Source organism: Bradyrhizobium sp. HKCCYLRH3061 (assembly GCF_051168015.1).
GTDB lineage: Bacteria > Pseudomonadota > Alphaproteobacteria > Rhizobiales > Xanthobacteraceae > Bradyrhizobium.
Genome location: NZ_JBNPUE010000019.1, coordinates 140,081 through 156,819, shown reverse-complemented (window position 1 = coordinate 156,819; position 16,739 = coordinate 140,081). Strand labels below are relative to the sequence as shown.

Sequence of the window (16,739 nt, the reverse complement as noted above, 5' to 3'; positions counted from 1 at the left end):
GAAGGCCGGACCTCGACTGAGGCCCGTGGCCCGCCTGCGAAAAAAATGCAGGCGGCAGGTACCACAGGTCAGCCGGACGACCCGGCCCTCCCTGCGCGATGGGCTTACGATTTATACGCAGTCTCCCCGGTGTCCGGGCTTGTTAGCCACCGTCGTCAGCGCGATGCCTGAGGCATCCATCGCCGGCTTGACGCCAGCATCGGGGCGCCAGGACGCTGCGATTTCATCGTCCTGCCGGACTCGTTCGTCCACGCGCATAGAGCACGCTGCGATCCGACAGGCCACCGCTCCCCGCCTCGCGTATCGTGACGATCGCGCGTAACGCCCCTTCGGTGAGGCGGGATGGGCGGAAGCATCGTCCTGATTTGCCCGACGACACAAGCTGATCGGCCTGCGGCAGATTGGCTCGACGGGCAGTTTGCGCATGGCAGATCAGCGATTCTGCTGATCCGAAGCTCGGAAGAGCCGGAACCGGAGCCGCGGCTGGCGCGTTGCCGACAACATCAACACGCGTTGCGTCAACCGATTTTCGACTGAAGCCCCTGCTGCGGACAGTTCTGCATGAAGGATTTTTCAGACGCTGCGTTTTCGCCTGATGTCATCGTGCTGATGACGCAGGCCCTCGACAGTGCCATCGCCGCGCTGCCCGAGCCGGTGAGCTCGACCCATGTCACCCTGCTTGCCGAATCGGTGCTGCGTGCCGCCAAGACCGGAGAGCGGGATCCTGCCGCGATGCAACGACTGGCGCTGCTCGAATTGCAGATCATGCCGCGCGTGTAGCGCGCATCGCGCTCCCCAGCCGCCATCCGATATCCGCGACGACCTCCACAGTCGTTGTGCGCTGCATCGCACCCATTCGTAATTGACAAATCAATTCGTCAATGTCTAACTCGCTGCCACCGCCGACAGAGCGGGGCAAACGGGGAGGATCTTCATGCGACGGCAGTGGCTCGCCTGCGCGTTTCTGGCAACGACGTCATTCATTGCGACCAACGCATCGGCTCAAGTCTCCGACGACGTGGTGCGGATCGGCGTGCTCACCGATCTCTCGAGCTGGGGACGCGACAACAGCGGGCCGGGCTCGGTCGAGGCGGCGAAGATGGCGGTCGAGGAATTCGGCCCCACCGTGCTCGGCAAGCCGATCGAGATCATCAGCGCCGATCACCAGATGAAGACCGACGTTGGAACGACGGTCGTGCGCGACTGGTTCGACAACGGCAAGGTCGATGCCGTGGTCGACATTCCCAATTCCGGCATCGCGATTGCCGTGCACAACATGGTGCGCGAGCGCAACAAGATCGCGCTGCTGTCCGGTCCGGGCGCGAGCTCGCTGACCGACGAGCTGTGCAGCCCGAACACCGTGCATTTCACCTACGACACCTATGCGCTGTCGAAGGTGACCACCTCCGCCGTGATCGGCCAGGGCGGCAAGTCCTGGTACTTCATCACCGCGGACTATGCCTTCGGCCAGCAACTGGAGAAGGACGCGACGCGCTTCATCAAGGAGCTCGGCGGCACCATCCTCGGCGGCGTCAAGCATCCGACCAACACCGCCGATTTCTCCTCGTTCGCGCTGCAGGCGCAGAGCTCGAAGGCCGACGTCGTCGCCTTCGCCAATGCCGGCCAGGACACCGACAACGCCATCAAGCAGTCCGGCGAGTTCGGCCTGGTCAAGGGCGGCCAGAAGCTGGTCGGGCTGTTGATGTTCGACACCGACGTGCATGCGATCGGGCTCGAGGCGGCGCAAGGCACCTACATGACGACGGCGTCGTACTGGAACATGGACGATGCCACCCGCGCCTGGTCGAAGAAGTTCTTCGCCCGCACCAAGATCATGCCGACGATGATCCAGACCGGCGTTTATGGCTCGGTGCTGCACTATCTCAAGGCGATCAAGGCAGCCGGCACCGACGACCCCAAGGCGGTGATGGCCAAGATGCGCGAGCTGCCGATCGAGGATACGTTCGTCCATGGAGGCAAGCTACGCGAGGACGGCCGCGTCATCCGCGACATGTACCTGGCCCGTGTCAAGAAGCCGTCGGAATCCAAGGAGCCGTGGGACTATCTGGAGATCGTCAAGACCGTGAAGGGCGAGGATGCGTTCCGGCCGTTCTCCGAATCCAAGTGCCCGCTGCTGAAGAAGTAGGAGCGCGCGCATGAGCGGAGCAGATCACCAGGCCGGCGAAACCCATGATTGCGACGTGCTGGTGGTCGGCTCGGGCTGCGCCGGGCTGTCGGCGGCGGTCACCGCCGCCCAGGCCGGGCTGAAGGTCGTCGTCACCGAGAAGGAGCCGCGCTTCGGCGGCACCACGGCGCGCTCCGGCGGCTGGCTGTGGATTCCGGGCACGTCGCTGGCCAAGGCCTGGGGCATCGACGAGCCGCCCGAGCTGGCGCGCAGCTATCTGCGCCACGAGGCCGGAAACAGTTACGATGCGGCGCGGGTCGACGCGTTCCTGAGCAAGGGCCCGGAGGCAGTCGACTTCTTCACCAGCAAGACCGCGCTGAAGTTCGACATGCCGCTGACCTTTCCGGACTACCACGCCGAGGCGCCGGGCGGCACGCAAGGCGGCCGCTCGATGGTCACGCGGCCGTTCGACGGTCGCGAACTCGGCGACCACATCAAGGATCTCGGCCAGCCGCTGCCCGAGCTCACCGTGTTCGGCATGATGCTCGGCTCCGGCAAGGAGATCATCCATTTCATGCGCGCGACCAAGTCGCTGGCGTCAGCGTTCTACGTCGCCAAGCGGCTGTCGAAGCATGCGCTGGACGTGCTGCGCCACGGCCGCGGCATGACCTTGACCAACGGCAATGCGCTGGCGGGGCGGCTCGCGAAGTCGGCATTCGATCTCGGGATTCCGCTGTGGCTGTCGTCGCCGGTGGCCGAGTTGATCCGCGACGGCGATGCCGTGCGCGGCGCCGTGGTGACGCGCCAGGGCCGGCGTATCCGCGTCAATGCGCGGCTCGGCGTGGTGCTGGCCTGCGGCGGCTTCCCGCATGACGTCGACAGGCGCAAGGCGATGTTTCCGCATGCGCCGACCGGACAGGAGCATGTGTCGCCCGGCCCTGTCGGCAACACCGGCGACGGCCTGCGGCTCGCGGAAGCCGTCGGCGGCCGGGTCGAGGATGGCCTGCCGCATGCGGCGGCCTGGGTGCCGGTCTCCGTCACCACGCGCAAGGACGGCAGCAAGGGCGTGATGCCGCACTTCATCGACCGCGCCAAGCCGGGCGTGATCGCGGTGACCGCGGATGGCGTGCGCTTCGCCAATGAAGGCAACTCCTACCACGACTTCGTGCAGGCGATGGTCAAGGCGGCCAAGCCGGGACGCGAGATCGCGGCCTGGCTGATCACCGACCACCGCTCCTTGCGCCGCTATGGCCTCGGCTGCGTGCCGCCGTTCCCGATGCCGCTCGGGCATCATCTGAACACCGGCTATCTCAAGCGCGGCGCGACGCTGTCCGAACTGGCAAGCACGACGGGCATCGATCCGCGGGGGCTCGAAGCAACCGTCGCCGCGTTCAATGCCGATGCCGCGCTGGGCCAGGATCCGACCTTCGGCAAAGGCTCGCGCGCCTACAACCGCTATCAGGGCGACGCGCTGCACGGGCCGAACCCGTGCGTGGCGCCGATCAAGGACGGGCCGTTCTACGCGATCAAGATGGTGATCGGCGATCTCGGCACCTATGCCGGCATCCGCACCGACGCGCATGCCCGCGCGCTCGACGCCCAGGGCCAGCCGATCGAGGGGCTCTATGCCGCCGGCAACGACATGGCGAGCATCATGGGCGGCAACTATCCGGGCGCCGGCATCACGCTGGGACCGGCGCTGACCTTCGGCTACATTGCCGGCCGGCACCTCGCGGAACGCGCGGGCCAAAGGAGCGCCGCATGAGCGACCATCAGATGTTGGCCGGAAAGCTGGCGCTGGTCACCGGCGGCGCCAACGGCAATGGCCGTGCGATTGCGCTGGGACTCGCGGGCCGCGGCGCCGATGTCGTGATCACCGACATCGACATCGAGGGTGCGGAGCGCTGCGCCGCCGAGATCCGCGGCCATGGCCGCAAGGCGTGGGCCTACAAGCTCGATGTCACCGACGCCGCAGGCTGCGCGGCATTGGCCGCGCAGCTACGCGCCGAGGTCGGACCGATTTCCATTCTCATCAACAATGCCGGCATCATCATCCGAGAGAATATCGACTCGCCGCGGGCCGCGCAGAACTGGCAGCGGGTGATCGACGTCAATCTCAACGGCGTGTTCAACGTCACCTACGCGTTTCTCGCCGCGTTGCGCGCGACGCGCGGCACCATCGTCAACATCGCTTCCGTCGCCTCCTTCATCGGCATCAGCAACACGCTCGGCTACTCGCCCTCCAAGGGCGGCGTGAAGTCGCTGACCCAGGCGCTGGCGCGCGAGCTCGCCGCCGACGGCATCCGCGTCAACGCCATCGCGCCCGGCGTGATCGCCACCGCGATGACGGAGACGACCCGCAACGATCCGGAGCGGCTCGCCGGCTTCATGAGCCGCACGCCGCTCGGCCGCGTCGGCCAGCCGGAGGAGCTCGCCGGCCCCGTGGCGTTCCTGGTCTCGGACATGGCGTCCTACGTCAACGGCGTGACCCTGCCGGTCGACGGCGGCTTCCTGGCGGTGTAGGCACGGCGCCGAATCAGGGGCACAACAAGACATGGGACGAGAGAGCCGCGGCATCCAATCGATCGAGGTCGGCGGCACCTTGCTGCAGGCGCTGGCGCGCAGCGGCGAGCCGATGATGCTGCGCGACCTCGCGCGCGAGGCCGGGCTGCCGCCGGCCAAGGCGCATCCCTATCTCGTCAGCTTCTCGCGCATCGGTTTGATCGAGCAGGACGAAACCACCGGACGCTACGAGATCGGCCCGCTCGCGCTCGAGCTCGGACTGATCAGCCTGCGGCGGCTGTCGGCGGTGCGGATCGCCACTCCGAAGATCGCGGCGCTCGCCGGCGCCATCGATCACGCGGTCTCGCTCGCGGTGTGGGGCACCAATGGCCCCACCGTGGTGCGGCTGGAGGAGCCGAGCCATCCGGTGCACATCGTGATGCGCGTCGGCTCGATCATGGCGCTCTTGGAAACCGCGACCGGCCGCGCCTTCGCGGCATTCCTGCCGCCGAAGACGGTGAAGGCCGCGCTCGACGCCGGCCTCGACCGTCTCGGTGTCGGCTACAATCCGAAGCGCGCACTGAGGAGCCCGAAAGTGGCGGAGATGCTGGCCGAGGTGCGCGCGCAGGGACTGGCGCGCGCCGTCGGCGATCCCCTGCCTGGCGTCAATGCCTTCGCCGCGCCGGTGTTCGATCACGCCGGCCACGTCGCGCTGGTCATCACCGCGATGGGACCAGCCGGCACCTTCGATGCCGGCTGGCAGTCGCCGCTCGCGAACCGCCTGCGCGCCTGCGCGGCCGAGATCTCCAAGCAGCTCGGCCACGGCATCGCGCAGCCGTGAGCCTCAGGCCGCGACCGAGCGCTTCTCCGGCCACGGATCGGCCCACGCCGGCAGCCGCATCAGCCCGTCGAGCCAGCGCACGATGTTCGGAAACGCCTCCATCGGCATCTCGGCCTCGCGCCAGTCGGTCGCCATCGAAGCGGCCGCGAAATCGGCGATGGTGAGCCGGTCGCAAGCAATGTGGCTATGCGAGCTGAGATGCGCGTCGAGCACGGCGGCGAACGTCTTTAGGTTCGGCACCTTCGCGACCAGCGCGGCACGGTCCGGCGAACCGATCCCAAACGTCTTCTTCACGATGTGCTCGAAATAGAACGGCCCGACCGCGGGCGCCCAGTGGCAGTCGGTCCACGCCAGCCAGCGCAGCACCTCGATCTGCTCCTGCGGATCGCGCGCCGGCCACATGTCGCAGCTCTCGCGGATGCAGAGGTGCGCCATGATCGCGGTCGACTCCCATAGCACGGTGTCGCCGTCGACCAGCACCGGCGCCTTCATGTTGGGATTGAGCGCGGCATAATCCGGCGTCTTCATTTGGCCGGTGATGTCGATGAACTCGGCCGGGACGCCGAGATGCTTCACCAGCGCCAGCACGCGGCGCGGCGCCTGAGCCTTGATCCAGTAGATCTTCATGACGGGTCTCCATCTCCTGTGCCTCGAAGACGAACGTAGCAGCACCGGATCGACAGTGACCGAGCAATAATTCAGCGGCGGTTCCGCGGACTCGTACGGTTCCCGTAGCCGTCACATCGCGCGCACCGCCGCCCGTGCGGTGAGAATGCAACCCGGCAGGAACGTGCCTTCCAGCGAGCGCTTGCCCGAGGCGCCACCGCCGCCGAAGCCGGCGGCTTCGCCGACCGCGTAGAGGCCGCCGATCGGCGCGCCCGTGGTGTCGAGGACCCGGCTCTGCAGATCGGTCTTGAGGCCGCCGAGGCTCTTGCGGGTGATGAGTTGCATATGAATGGCGATGTACGGCCCGGCGCCCGGCGCCTGCAGCGGCGCAGGCTTGCAGGTGCGGAGCTTGTCCGGCCCCCATTGCCGCGCATGCAGAATGCGGCGCAACTGGTCGTCGTTGTGGAGCTTGTCGCCATTCCCAAAGTTCGCGTCGAAGGCGTCGGCGGTGGCCTGGAGCACCTCCGGCTTCACGTCGCCGGTGCCGGTCAGCGCATTCATCTTGGCGGCGAGGCCAGCCAGCGTCTCGTCGACCAGGAAATGCCGGCTCTCGCGCTGCATCTGCCGCACCAGGCGATGATTGCCGAGCAGCGTCTCCTTGAGGAACATCGGCATCTGCCGGTCGCGGATGCGCGGATTGTGCTCGGCGCCGGAGATGGCGAACTCCTTGGCGGCGATGCGCCAGTTCAACAGATGCCACGTATACGGCTTCTCCTGCGCCGCGACGCGCTGGCACAGATCATGGGTGTCGAAGCCGGTCACCAGCGGCTCGGGCCCGATCCGCTCGCCGCGATGGTCGAGCCACAGCGCCGATTTGCATGGCACCAGCGACAGGCCATGGCCCTCGAAATGCGGAAACGGATGCGGGATTCCGGCGGCGTAGTTCCACATCTCGCCGGCATGCGTGATCTCGGCGCCCAGCGCCCCGGCCGCGTGGTGATGCAGCTTGCCGTCGGAGTGCGGATGCGCGCCATTGAGCATCGCCGCCGGCAGCGGCCGGCCTTTGACCCAGTTGGCGCGGGCCTCCGCGTGGCTGCCATTGAGGCCGCCCATCGCCAGCACCGTCAGCGGGGCCGCGATGCGGATCTCGGCGCCGGTCTCCTCGTTGACGGCGACGACGCCCGCCACGGCGCCGCCGGCGCGATCGAGGCCGACGACGCGATGGCGGTGCAGAACCGTCAGCCTGCCGCCGCCATCGGCCGCGCGCATCGCCGCGATCATCACGCGCGTCAGCCGCTGCGAGGTGCCCCAGACGATGTGGTAGCGCGGCAGCGCATTGCCGTCGCCGTGCCGGCCGCGCTCGACCCAGTTCACGGCCGGCATGAAGGTCACGCCGTGCGCCAGCAGCCAGTCGTAGACCTCGGTGCGAGATTTTTCGACGTAGTAGCGCGCCCATTGCAGCGGCCAGTGCTCGGCCGCGTCGAGCTCGCCGAACCTGATCCAGTCGCGCAGCGCGATCTCCGGCGTATCCGGGATCTTCATGCGCGCCTGCAACGGCGTGCCGATCAGCGCCATGCCGCCGAACGCCCACAACGCCAGCCCGCCGAACCGCTCCGGCGTGTCCCTGTCCACGATGGTCACCGACTTGCCGGCGCGCAGCGCTTCCAGCGCGGTGACGATGCCGGCGAGACCGCCGCCGGCGATGACGAGGTCGGATTGCAGCGTCGCGCTCATGTCACGGCGCGATCTTGCGCTTGAGCATCCGCGCCACCGGCAGCGGGACGCGGTCGAGCGATCCCAGGAGATGCGGCAGGAGCTTCAGCTTGAGGCCGGTCAGCGCCGGCGGCACCATCGCCTCGATCAGATGCGGCCCCGGCCGCGCCAGCGCCCCCTGCAACGCGCTGGTGAGTTCGTCCGGCGTGGTGACGCGTGTCGATCGCACGCCCATGCCGTCGGCGATCTGCACGAATTTCAGGACCGGCCCGTGCAAATCGAGCTGCGCCCGCGCCTTCGGTCCGATCTCCTCGGCGCCGACCCGCTCCAGCTCGACATTGAGCACGGAGTAGGAGGCGTTGTTGAAGATGATGGCGGTGACGTTGAGCCGCTCGCGCGCGATCGTCCACAGCGACTGGATCGTGTACATCGAGCTGCCGTCGCCGATCAGCGCGATCACCGGCCGGTCCGGACAGGCGATCGCAGCGCCGATCGCGTTCGGCAACCCCTGCCCGATGGCGCCGCCGGTCAAGGTGATCAGATCGTGGCGCGGCGCGCCCGCGGTGAACTTCGACAGCATCAGGCCGGAGCTGATGGCCTCGTCGATAATGATGGCGTTCTCGGGCAGGAGATGACCCACGGCCTTGCAGACCTTTTCCGCGGTGAGCTTCTTGCCGCGCGGACGCCCGGGCCGCGAGGCCGGTGACAATGCCGGCGTGGCGCTGTTGGCCTCCAGCGCGGCCGCAAGCTTGACCAGGCTGCCCGCGGCGCATTGCGCCGGCGTCGACAAGGTCAGCACCTTGCAGCCGTCATGCGGCAGATAGCTCTTCTTGCCGGGATAGGCGAAGAACGACACCGGCGCCTTGGCGTCGACCAGGATCAGGGTGTCGATCTCCTTGAGCTGGATCTGCGCCATCTCGGCGAGATAGGCGATGCGCTCGACGGCCGGCAGGCCCGCTCCCCGCTGCATGCGCGTCGGAAAGGTCTCGGCGTAGACTTTCACGCCGCAGGCCGCCGCGATGCGCGCGGCCGCCAGCAGCGACTCCTCGTGCAGCGCGGTGCCACCGAGCAGAAAAGCGCTGCGGCCGCCCGCCCTGATCGCCTCGGCGACCGCCTGCACGGTCGCATCGTCGGCGGCCGCCGGCGGCTCGATCACCGGCGCCGGCTCGGCGACGCCGCCCTCCCCCCAGGACACGTCGGCCGGCAGGATCAGCGTCGCAACCTGTCCGGGCCAGGAGCACGCCGCCTTCACGGCCGCCACCGCGTCGCGGCACAATTCCGACGTCACCTGCGAGGTCCAGACGAATTCCGGCGAGACGTTGCGCGCGACGGTCTCGATGTCGGACTGGAGCTGCGCGTCATACGGGACATGGTAGGTGGCGTGGTCGCCGACGATGTTCACGACGGGCACCTTGCCCTTGCGCGCATTGTGCAGATTGGCGAGGCCATTGCCGAGGCCGCAGCCGAGATGCAGCAGCGTTGCCGCCGGCGTGCCGGTCATGCGGGCGTAGCCGTCCGCCGCGCCGGTCGCCACGCCTTCGAACAGGCACAGCACGGCGCGCATCTCCGGCGCCGAATCCAGCGCCGCGACGAAATGCATCTCCGAGGTGCCGGGATTGGTGAAGCAGACCCGAATGCCGGAATTGACCAGGGTCCGTATCAGAGCTTGCGCGCCGTTGGGCATGAGAAGAGCCTGTTGCCGGGAGACTGCCGCAGCGCGGGGCGACTTGGCCAACCCCGCCATGGCATTTCCCCTGTTTGTATTTGCGCCATTTTGGAATTGACGGTCTCAGAAATCCAATGAATTGTTATGGCTGGATCAATGATTTCGGCTCATCGATGTACACCCCCACCCTGCGCCAGCTGCAGCAGTTGGTCTTCCTCGCGGAAGAGCGGCATTTCGCCCGGGCGGCCCAGCGCGCCCACGTCACGCAGTCGGCGCTGAGCCGCAGCTTGCAGACCTTGGAGGACGCCGCCGGGATGCGGCTGTTCGACCGCAGCTCGCGCTCGGTGGAGATCACCCCGGTCGGCGAACGGCTGGTGGCACGGGCCCGGTCGCTGTTGTCTGGCGCCGACGATCTCGGCCGCGAGATGCGCCTGCTCCGCTCGGGAGATGCCGGCGAGGTGACGGTGGGCGTCGGCGCCTTCACCGGGCTGACGCTTCTGCCGGATGCCATGGCGCGGCTGTATTCGGAGCACCCGTCCGTGCGCATCATCGTGGTGCAGGACAATTGGCGCGCCCTGATGGAGGTGCTGCAGCAAGGCAAGCTCGATTTCTTCCTCGCGCACATCACCGACATCCGCGCCGACGACAGCCTCGACATCGAGCCGCTCGGCGGCCTTCCGGGATACTTCTACTGTCGGGCGACTCATCCGTTGGCGCGCCGACGGGAGCTTTCGGCACGCGAGCTTGCCGGCCAGCACTTCGCCTCCGTTGCGCTGCCGCCGGAATTCAGCAGGCGCCTGGAAGCGCTCATCGCTGCGCCGGAGGGCCGCGGCTTCGACGTCGCGCTCGAATCCGAGAACGCGAGCCTGCTGGTGCAAATGGCCATTCGCTCCGACATCGTGCTCGTCGCGGGCGACGCCGTTCTCACCCACGAGCTGGCCTCCGGTCAGTTGATCCGCCTCAACGTGGCCGAGCTGAAAGAGCCGCGCGCATCGGATCTGCTGATGGCGCAGTTCGGCATCCTGCGGCTGAAGGGGCGGACCCCGTCGCCCGCAGCGATGATGTTGATGGACCTGGTGCGCGCGCAGGCCGAGCGAACGCTGATCGCGCCACGCCGGCCCCCCCGCGCCGCGCGTGACACGAAGCGGTCGCCGGCCACGACACGCAAGAAACCGAGTGGACTCCGGCGAGGCCGATCGCATCACGTCGGCAGAAGCAAAGCCTGACTGATCGTCGTCCTGCCATCGCTAGGTGGCGGCGCTGCGAGACAGCTCATGCAAGAGTAGCACGGCTTCCTTGCCTCGTGCTTCCGGCACGAACAGATGATCGTGGTGAAACGCCGAGACCGCGTTGACGCTGATGCCGGCGGCCGCGAGCTTCGTCGTCACCGCGGCAAGGAAACCCACCGCATCAAGCGCTGATAGCACCGAGAGCGTGATCAGGCGCGAGGCGAACCGGCAGGGCAACCCTGCCCGCTCTGCTTCCTCGCGCCGCACGATGAGCGTGATCGCTTCGCGCTCCCGGAACAGCATGAGGGGCGTCAGCCCGGCCGGGATGTCCTGATGCGTGTCGACAGTGCAGAACACGAACACGCCGTCCTGCAGCTCGGGAGCCATCGTGCGCAGCAGCGTATCGAGGTTGCGTTCACCCGCCATGGATCCTCGTCAATTCGTCGCCAGGCGCTCGCGCCCATGCGGCGGTGAAATCCTGCCGCGGCCCGACCGGGACGATGCCGGTCGGATTGATGGTGCGATGGCTCTCGTAATAGTGCCGCTTGATGTGCTCGAAATTCACTGTCGCGGCGATTCCCGGCCATTGGTAGAGATCGCGCGTGTAGGCTGCGAGATGCGGATAGTCGGCGATGCGGCGGATGTTGCACTTGAAGTGGCCGACATAGACGGCATCGAAGCGGATCAGGGTCGTGAACAGCCGGATGTCGGCCTCGGTCAAGGTGTTGCCGAGCAGGAAGCGGCGCGCCGACAGCCGCTCCTCCAGCCAGTCGAGCGTGGCGAACAGCGGGCCGATCGCCTCCTCATACGCCCCTTGCGTGGTCGCGAAGCCGCATTTGTAGACGCCGTTGTTCAGCGTATCGTAGACGCGCGCATTGATGGCGTCGATCTCGTCACGCTGGGCTTGCGGATAATAGTCACCTTGCCTGGCGCCGACGCCGTCGAACGCCGAGTTCAGCATGCGAATGATCTCGGACGACTCGTTGTTGACGATGGTGCGCTTCTGCTTGTCCCACAGTACGGGCACGGTGACGCGGCCGGAATAATGCGGCTCTGCGGCGGTGTAGACCTGGTGCAGAAGGCCGGCGTGATTGACGCTGTCGGCCACGACGCCCGGACCCTCGGCAAAGGTCCAGCCCCGCTCGCGCATCAGCCAGTGCACGACCGATACCGAGATCATGTCATCGAGCCCCTTCAGGGCGCGCATGATCAGGGTGCGGTGAGCCCACGGGCAGGCCAGGCTGACATAGAGATGATAGCGGCCCGCTTCGGCCGCGAAGCCGCCGGTGCCGGACGGGCCCGGACGGCCGTCAGCCGTGACGAAGCTGCGGAACGCAGAATCCTTGCGGATGAAACGGCCGCCGGATGCAGCCGTGTCGTACCAGACGTCGTGCCATTGGCCATCGACCAGCACTCCCATGACGTTCTCCTCTCACGCCGTGACCTGCGCGGGGCGCAGCAATGTGCCGCCCTCTTGCCTTGGCCCTTACGTGACAGGAGTACACGTCACCCCGCCTCTGCGCCAGCAGAGAGCCCACGCTTCGACGAGACGGCTCCGCCGCGCGACACGCGGTCACGACTGGAACGGGATGGTTCGGCCCGGCTGCGCCGCCTGTTCCCGCGTATAGGAGACGCCGTGCACCTTCACGCCTGCGGCATTCAACAGCGTGATGATGCCGCCCCGGTTCGACAGCGCGACCGGCGCGACGATGGGCACCACCAAGGTGGCGCCGCGCGCGATCGTGCCGCTGAGCTGCATGGCGTTCTTCTGCTTGTCCTTGATCTGCCAGCCGGTGAGATCGACGTCGACATCGGCGGTGTTCAGCAGCGTGACCGTCTCGTGCTCCGGCGTGCGCACGTCGTTGACATAGGCCGCGATGATCCGCACCAGCCCGTCGGGCACGTCGAGCGGCGGAATGTGGTCGCGGTCGGGCGGCGTATGCGGCGCGTTCGGGTGATCGGGATCGGGCGGCAGGATGACCCCGCCGCTGACATCGTCCGAATGCCAGGCCTGGGTCTGGAACTTCAGGAAGATGGCGACCCATTGCTGCTGGTCGGGAAACTCGAAGATCAGTCCACCGTCCTGCCAGGGACCGTTGTCCCCGGCGTATTTGCCGGCCGGATTGCCCTGGTTGAAATGGATATCGTGGATACCGCGGCCGGGCTTGAAGCCGAAATAGCGGTCGGCCTTCTCCTCCGGTCCCCATGCGACGCCGAAGGCATAAATGAGAGCCGTCTCGTCGGACATGGCGCGCTGAACGTAGGCGTCGATTTTCTCGTTGAGATCGTTGTCGGGGCCCGCGGCCGACAGCGGCAGCGGCTTGAGCTCCCACGGCTGCATCAGATTGCCCCGGATGAAATCGAGCGCCACGCCGCCGGGCTTGCTCTCCAATGGATGCAGCCCCTCCGAAAACGCCTTCAGGCCGTCGACGATCGGATGTTCGAAGCGCGAGCGGACCAGGAACTCGACCTCGCTGCCATCCTGGGAACGGACATTGATGGCGATGCGATAGAGCTCACCGTCGGCGGAGACCTGCACCTGATAGTGCGGACTGCTTCCCGACGCCAGACGATTGTTGATGGGCCGACCCTTGAGAAGCGAATAGTCGTTCAATGGCATGGTCGTCTCCAACTCTGTCCGTAACGATATCTAGGACGAGAACAGCAATCGATCGCGTTCGGCCTGCGAGCCGTCGACGTAGAAGCGCTCGAACCAGGCCGGCTTGCCGGACAACGCCGTCGGCTTGCGCAGCGTGATCGACGCAGGCGCGGACGCGGAGCGCTGCCGCTCGGACTTGCCCTTGAACGCGTCGCGCATCCGGTTGCGAAACTGCAGGTGATCGAACACGCGGGTGGCCTCGATCGCATAGGAGGTGGCGATCTTTCTGTCCTCGATCATGATAAGATGGTCACCGTTGCCCTTCTCTCCGCTCGGCGAGAAGTTGCTCGATCCGGTGAACACTTTCGCGGTCGGCAGGCTGAAATCGGTCACCAGGAATTTGTGATGGATGTTGCGGCCCTTGCCGCCGGACCATTCGCTGCGGAACGGCTCCGGCGCCTTGCTCGCGAGATAGGCGAAATCGACGAGACCGATCGAGCCGTCGGGCTTGCGCAGCTCCAGGGCGCCGCGCTTGTCGACCGTGCCGTAGCTGAAGATCGGCCGCTCCATCACGCGGTCGAACGCCTCCTTGGTCGGACCGTCGCCGAGCTGGCTCAGAAACGCGACCGAGTAGAACACCGACGAGGTGGCCTGATCGATCGCGGCCCGGATCGGATTGAGCGAGAGATCGGTGGCCTGGTGCGGTGAGAAGCAGAGCTGTACGGTCGGCTTTCCCTCGGTATGGACGGCGTGCCACTTCTTGGAGAAATCATTCTTCCGGAAGACCGAGGGGTCCTCGAAGGCGATGTCGAACATCTCGCCGAACAGCCCGGCGACATCAGGCGAATGAAAGACCAGCATGTTGTTGGCCTGAATATAGAGGCCGCGGAAGGTGAAATTGGTCGAGCCGCACAGCACTTTCTCGGGCTTGCCGTCGCGGCGCGTGATCAGGACCTTGTTGTGCTGGAGGTTGCTGAAATGCGTGCGCAGCACGGCAGCACCCGCCTGCTTGAAGCGCTTGGCGCTGCGCGACTCCGCGCTGCCCGGCAGCTTGTGACTGTTATCCTTGGCGTTGGAATCGTCGATGATCGCCCGCAGCCGCGGACCGAACTGCTCGAGCTGGCCGATCACATCGGGCTCGTTGAGGTCATAGGCCATCACGTCGAGCGTGAGCCCGGGATCCGCAAGGGCCTCTTTCAAGAAGCCGAACAGGAGGTCGTAGGCCTCGAACCCCAGCCACTCATAGACGCTGTCGCCGGCCTCGTTGGTGAGGTCGAGCTTGTCGAAGCCCGGCCCGTCGCGGCTCTCGACGGGAATGATCTCGGCATTGTTGCCGAACTGATCGCGATAGGCCTGAGACGAGGCGAAGTTGCGGGTGAAACCGACGTCGACCAGGCCGTCATAGGTCACGGCGCTCTGCGTGATGTCGAGCGTGAGGCTGGTCCCCGCCACCAGCGTGCCGTCGTTGCGCATGTGCTGCTTGGCGACACGATACGTATAGACGCCATCCTTGGGCCGGTAGGGAAAATGGATCCAGCGGAATTTCTGGAACGGCGCCTCGGTCGACGGGAAATTCCGGTTGCCGTCGACCGCCGCGCCGGCTCCCGCCGGATAGGAAAACGCGATCCTGTTGCGCAACTGAGAAAAATCCCGTGCGCCCGGCGACTTCACCTCGATCGAGAATCCGACCAGATCGGGTTCGGGCTCGGCAACGTCGAAGCCGATCATCGTCATGCGCTCTCCACGCCACAGCTTGGACGTGAACCCGTTGCTGGATTTGCGGTTCTCGAAATCGCTCATGATCGAAATGCCCCACGGTGATGAAAAAAGGCGCGCACGAAACGCATCTCGTCGAAGGGCTGCAATCTTCGCCAGGACCCGCGGCCGACGCAACCTCAAAATGATCTGAGAACTATCATCAACCAGGATTGTTGCATGATCCTGCGTCGGTCGTGTGAAGACGGATGTGAATGACGTCACAATCGGAGACGGTATCGGGATCAGCTTTGCCGCGATGCCCGCGGTGTCGTCAGTCTCGACGTTGACGAACGAGCGCGCGGGCACATGACGACGAACGTCGAAAACGAGCCCTATCGCAAGGCGGGCCTTGCCCGCGTCACCGCGTTGATGAAGCCCTCGCGGGCGTCGGAATGGCCCTGCCCGCGCGGCTCCAGCACATGACGCAGAAGGAACAGGCCGGTCAGCCGGAAACCGTCGAGCAGATCCTGCTGCGACCAGCCATCGCCCTGCTCGCCCTCGCGCAGGAAGGGCGGCAACGGCAGCAGGCGGTCGGCCCATGGCGCGCCGGCCGTGCGCGACACCGCGCCGCCCGACTTCGGCGATACGTAGATCAGGTCCGAGGTCTCGCCGGTCGCAGCGCAGGAGTCGAGATCGAGCCCGAAGCCGAGTTCGGCGAGGATCGCCAGCTCGAAGCGCACGATGTGGACAGCGGCGCTGCCCACATCCTCGAAATCATCGAGCGCATGTTCGAGCCGCAGATACACGTCTTCGTGCGGATCGCGCTCCGGCAACAGCCGGGCCAGCGAGGCAAGATGCGTCACGCCGTAGGCGCCGTGTTGCGCGGAGATCAGCCCCGCCGCCCGCAAGGTCAGCGCGTCGATGGCGTACATGCCGAGATGCTCGTCGAGCCGCGCGCGCCAGGTCGCGCGCACCGTGTTGCCCGGCTGCAGCACCGGCCGCATGCGCTTGCCGCTGGCCCCGCGCACGAGACCGAGATGCCGGCCATGCTCGCGGGTCAGCAGTTCGACGACAGCGGAGGATTCGCCGTGCCGCCGCACGCCCAGCACGATGCCATCGTCGGTCCATTCCATCTCACGAGCCGCCCAAATGATTCCACACGCGCTTGCCTCCTAGTGCCGTCCGCGGGTGGACAATCAACTTAGCTTGTGCGCGCTGCCGCCACAAAACTCGTCATTGCGAGCGCAGCGAAGCAATCCAAAGTCGGATCGCAGCCCTGGATTGCTTCGCTGCGCTCGCAATGACGTCTTGGTGGCCTTCTGCGCTAGCCCCCAACCTTGGTGGGCGCGCCGCGCTCTACGGCCCTTACGGTCAAAGCGTCACGCGTTGAACCAGCCGCGCGCATCGCCCGTGAACGAGTAGTACAGACCCATCGTCGTCAGCGCGCAGGAGATGACCTCGATGCCGGCATCGAGCGTCATGCCCTTCTGGCCGATCACCTGCACCAGGGAGATGTCGGACAGCACCAGCGCCCCCAGCAGCACCCAGCGCGGCCAGTTCCTGCGGCGCTGCGCCGCCAGATAGACGAAATAGAACAGCAGCAGGATGACCACCCCGTTGAGCACGGTCTGCGCGGTGATCATGTCCTCGGTCATGTCGAAGGTCGGCGTCCGGTCCGACACCGCAACGGACAGCGCGTCCAGCATCAGCGAGATGTAGAGCAGCACTTCGAACCACAGCACGTTGCGCGGCACGCTCAT

The 16,739-nt window shown here is 66.5% G+C and carries 14 protein-coding genes and 1 pseudogene; 6 read left to right on the top strand and 9 right to left on the bottom strand.

Going from position 1 to position 16,739, the window contains the following annotated elements:
- Positions 1-561: 561 nt before the first annotated feature.
- From ACQR2C_RS26890 to ACQR2C_RS26870, 5 genes are all read left to right on the top strand, one after another.
- A complete protein-coding gene (locus ACQR2C_RS26890; RefSeq protein WP_315803983.1) occupies positions 562-780 on the top strand; it encodes a hypothetical protein in 219 nt (72 codons plus the stop codon).
- Positions 781-934: 154 nt separating this feature from the next.
- Positions 935-2,146, top strand: coding sequence for an ABC transporter substrate-binding protein (locus ACQR2C_RS26885; RefSeq protein WP_434882474.1), 1,212 nt, complete (start codon positions 935-937; stop codon positions 2,144-2,146).
- Positions 2,147-2,156: 10 nt separating this feature from the next.
- A complete protein-coding gene (locus ACQR2C_RS26880) occupies positions 2,157-3,890 on the top strand; it encodes an FAD-dependent oxidoreductase (RefSeq protein ID WP_434882473.1) in 1,734 nt (577 codons plus the stop codon).
- Positions 3,887-4,648, top strand: coding sequence for an SDR family NAD(P)-dependent oxidoreductase (locus tag ACQR2C_RS26875; protein WP_434882472.1), 762 nt, complete (start codon positions 3,887-3,889; stop codon positions 4,646-4,648). Before ACQR2C_RS26880 ends, ACQR2C_RS26875 begins: the two co-directional genes overlap by 4 nt.
- A 31-nt stretch (positions 4,649-4,679) precedes the next feature.
- The gene (locus ACQR2C_RS26870; protein ID WP_315803987.1) at positions 4,680-5,468 is read left to right on the top strand and encodes an IclR family transcriptional regulator; all 789 of its coding nucleotides are present in this window, start codon (positions 4,680-4,682) and stop codon (positions 5,466-5,468) included.
- A gap of 3 nt (positions 5,469-5,471) precedes the next feature.
- On the opposite strand, the gene ACQR2C_RS26865 is transcribed toward ACQR2C_RS26870, so the two are convergent.
- The 3 genes from ACQR2C_RS26865 to ACQR2C_RS26855 form a co-directional block, all read right to left on the bottom strand.
- Positions 5,472-6,095: a glutathione S-transferase family protein gene (locus ACQR2C_RS26865; RefSeq protein ID WP_434882471.1), complete on the bottom strand. Its 624-nt coding sequence runs from the start codon at positions 6,093-6,095 to the stop codon at positions 5,472-5,474.
- 111 nt (positions 6,096-6,206) lie between these two features.
- Positions 6,207-7,808 carry an FAD-binding protein gene (locus ACQR2C_RS26860; RefSeq protein ID WP_434882470.1) on the bottom strand — a complete coding sequence of 534 codons (1,602 nt, stop codon included), beginning with the start codon at positions 7,806-7,808 and terminating at the stop codon, positions 6,207-6,209.
- Position 7,809: 1 nt separating this feature from the next.
- Positions 7,810-9,471, bottom strand: a complete 1,662-nt coding sequence (locus tag ACQR2C_RS26855) for an acetolactate synthase large subunit (protein WP_434882469.1) — start codon at positions 9,469-9,471, stop codon at positions 7,810-7,812.
- 155 nt (positions 9,472-9,626) lie between these two features.
- Here ACQR2C_RS26855 and ACQR2C_RS26850 point away from each other — a divergent pair, with 155 nt between their 5' ends.
- Entirely contained in the window at positions 9,627-10,679 is a 1,053-nt protein-coding gene (locus ACQR2C_RS26850) for a LysR family transcriptional regulator (RefSeq protein WP_434882468.1), read from the top strand.
- Positions 10,680-10,700: 21 nt separating this feature from the next.
- Here ACQR2C_RS26850 and ACQR2C_RS26845 read toward each other — a convergent pair whose 3' ends face one another.
- From ACQR2C_RS26845 to ACQR2C_RS26820, 6 genes and pseudogenes are all read right to left on the bottom strand, one after another.
- The gene (locus ACQR2C_RS26845) at positions 10,701-11,108 is read right to left on the bottom strand and encodes an ACT domain-containing protein (RefSeq protein WP_315803992.1); all 408 of its coding nucleotides are present in this window, start codon (positions 11,106-11,108) and stop codon (positions 10,701-10,703) included.
- Positions 11,109-11,117: 9 nt separating this feature from the next.
- A pseudogene (locus ACQR2C_RS26840) lies at positions 11,118-12,102 on the bottom strand (glutathione S-transferase family protein).
- A gap of 153 nt (positions 12,103-12,255) precedes the next feature.
- A complete protein-coding gene (locus ACQR2C_RS26835; RefSeq protein WP_315803994.1) occupies positions 12,256-13,302 on the bottom strand; it encodes a DUF2278 family protein in 1,047 nt (348 codons plus the stop codon).
- 30 nt (positions 13,303-13,332) lie between these two features.
- A complete protein-coding gene (locus tag ACQR2C_RS26830; RefSeq protein ID WP_434882467.1) occupies positions 13,333-15,081 on the bottom strand; it encodes a phospholipase D-like domain-containing protein in 1,749 nt (582 codons plus the stop codon).
- Positions 15,082-15,371: 290 nt separating this feature from the next.
- Positions 15,372-16,112, bottom strand: coding sequence for a DNA repair protein RecO (recO, locus tag ACQR2C_RS26825; protein ID WP_316237450.1), 741 nt, complete (start codon positions 16,110-16,112; stop codon positions 15,372-15,374).
- Between the two features lie 246 nt (positions 16,113-16,358).
- A complete protein-coding gene (locus ACQR2C_RS26820; RefSeq protein ID WP_315803997.1) occupies positions 16,359-16,739 on the bottom strand; it encodes a hypothetical protein in 381 nt (126 codons plus the stop codon).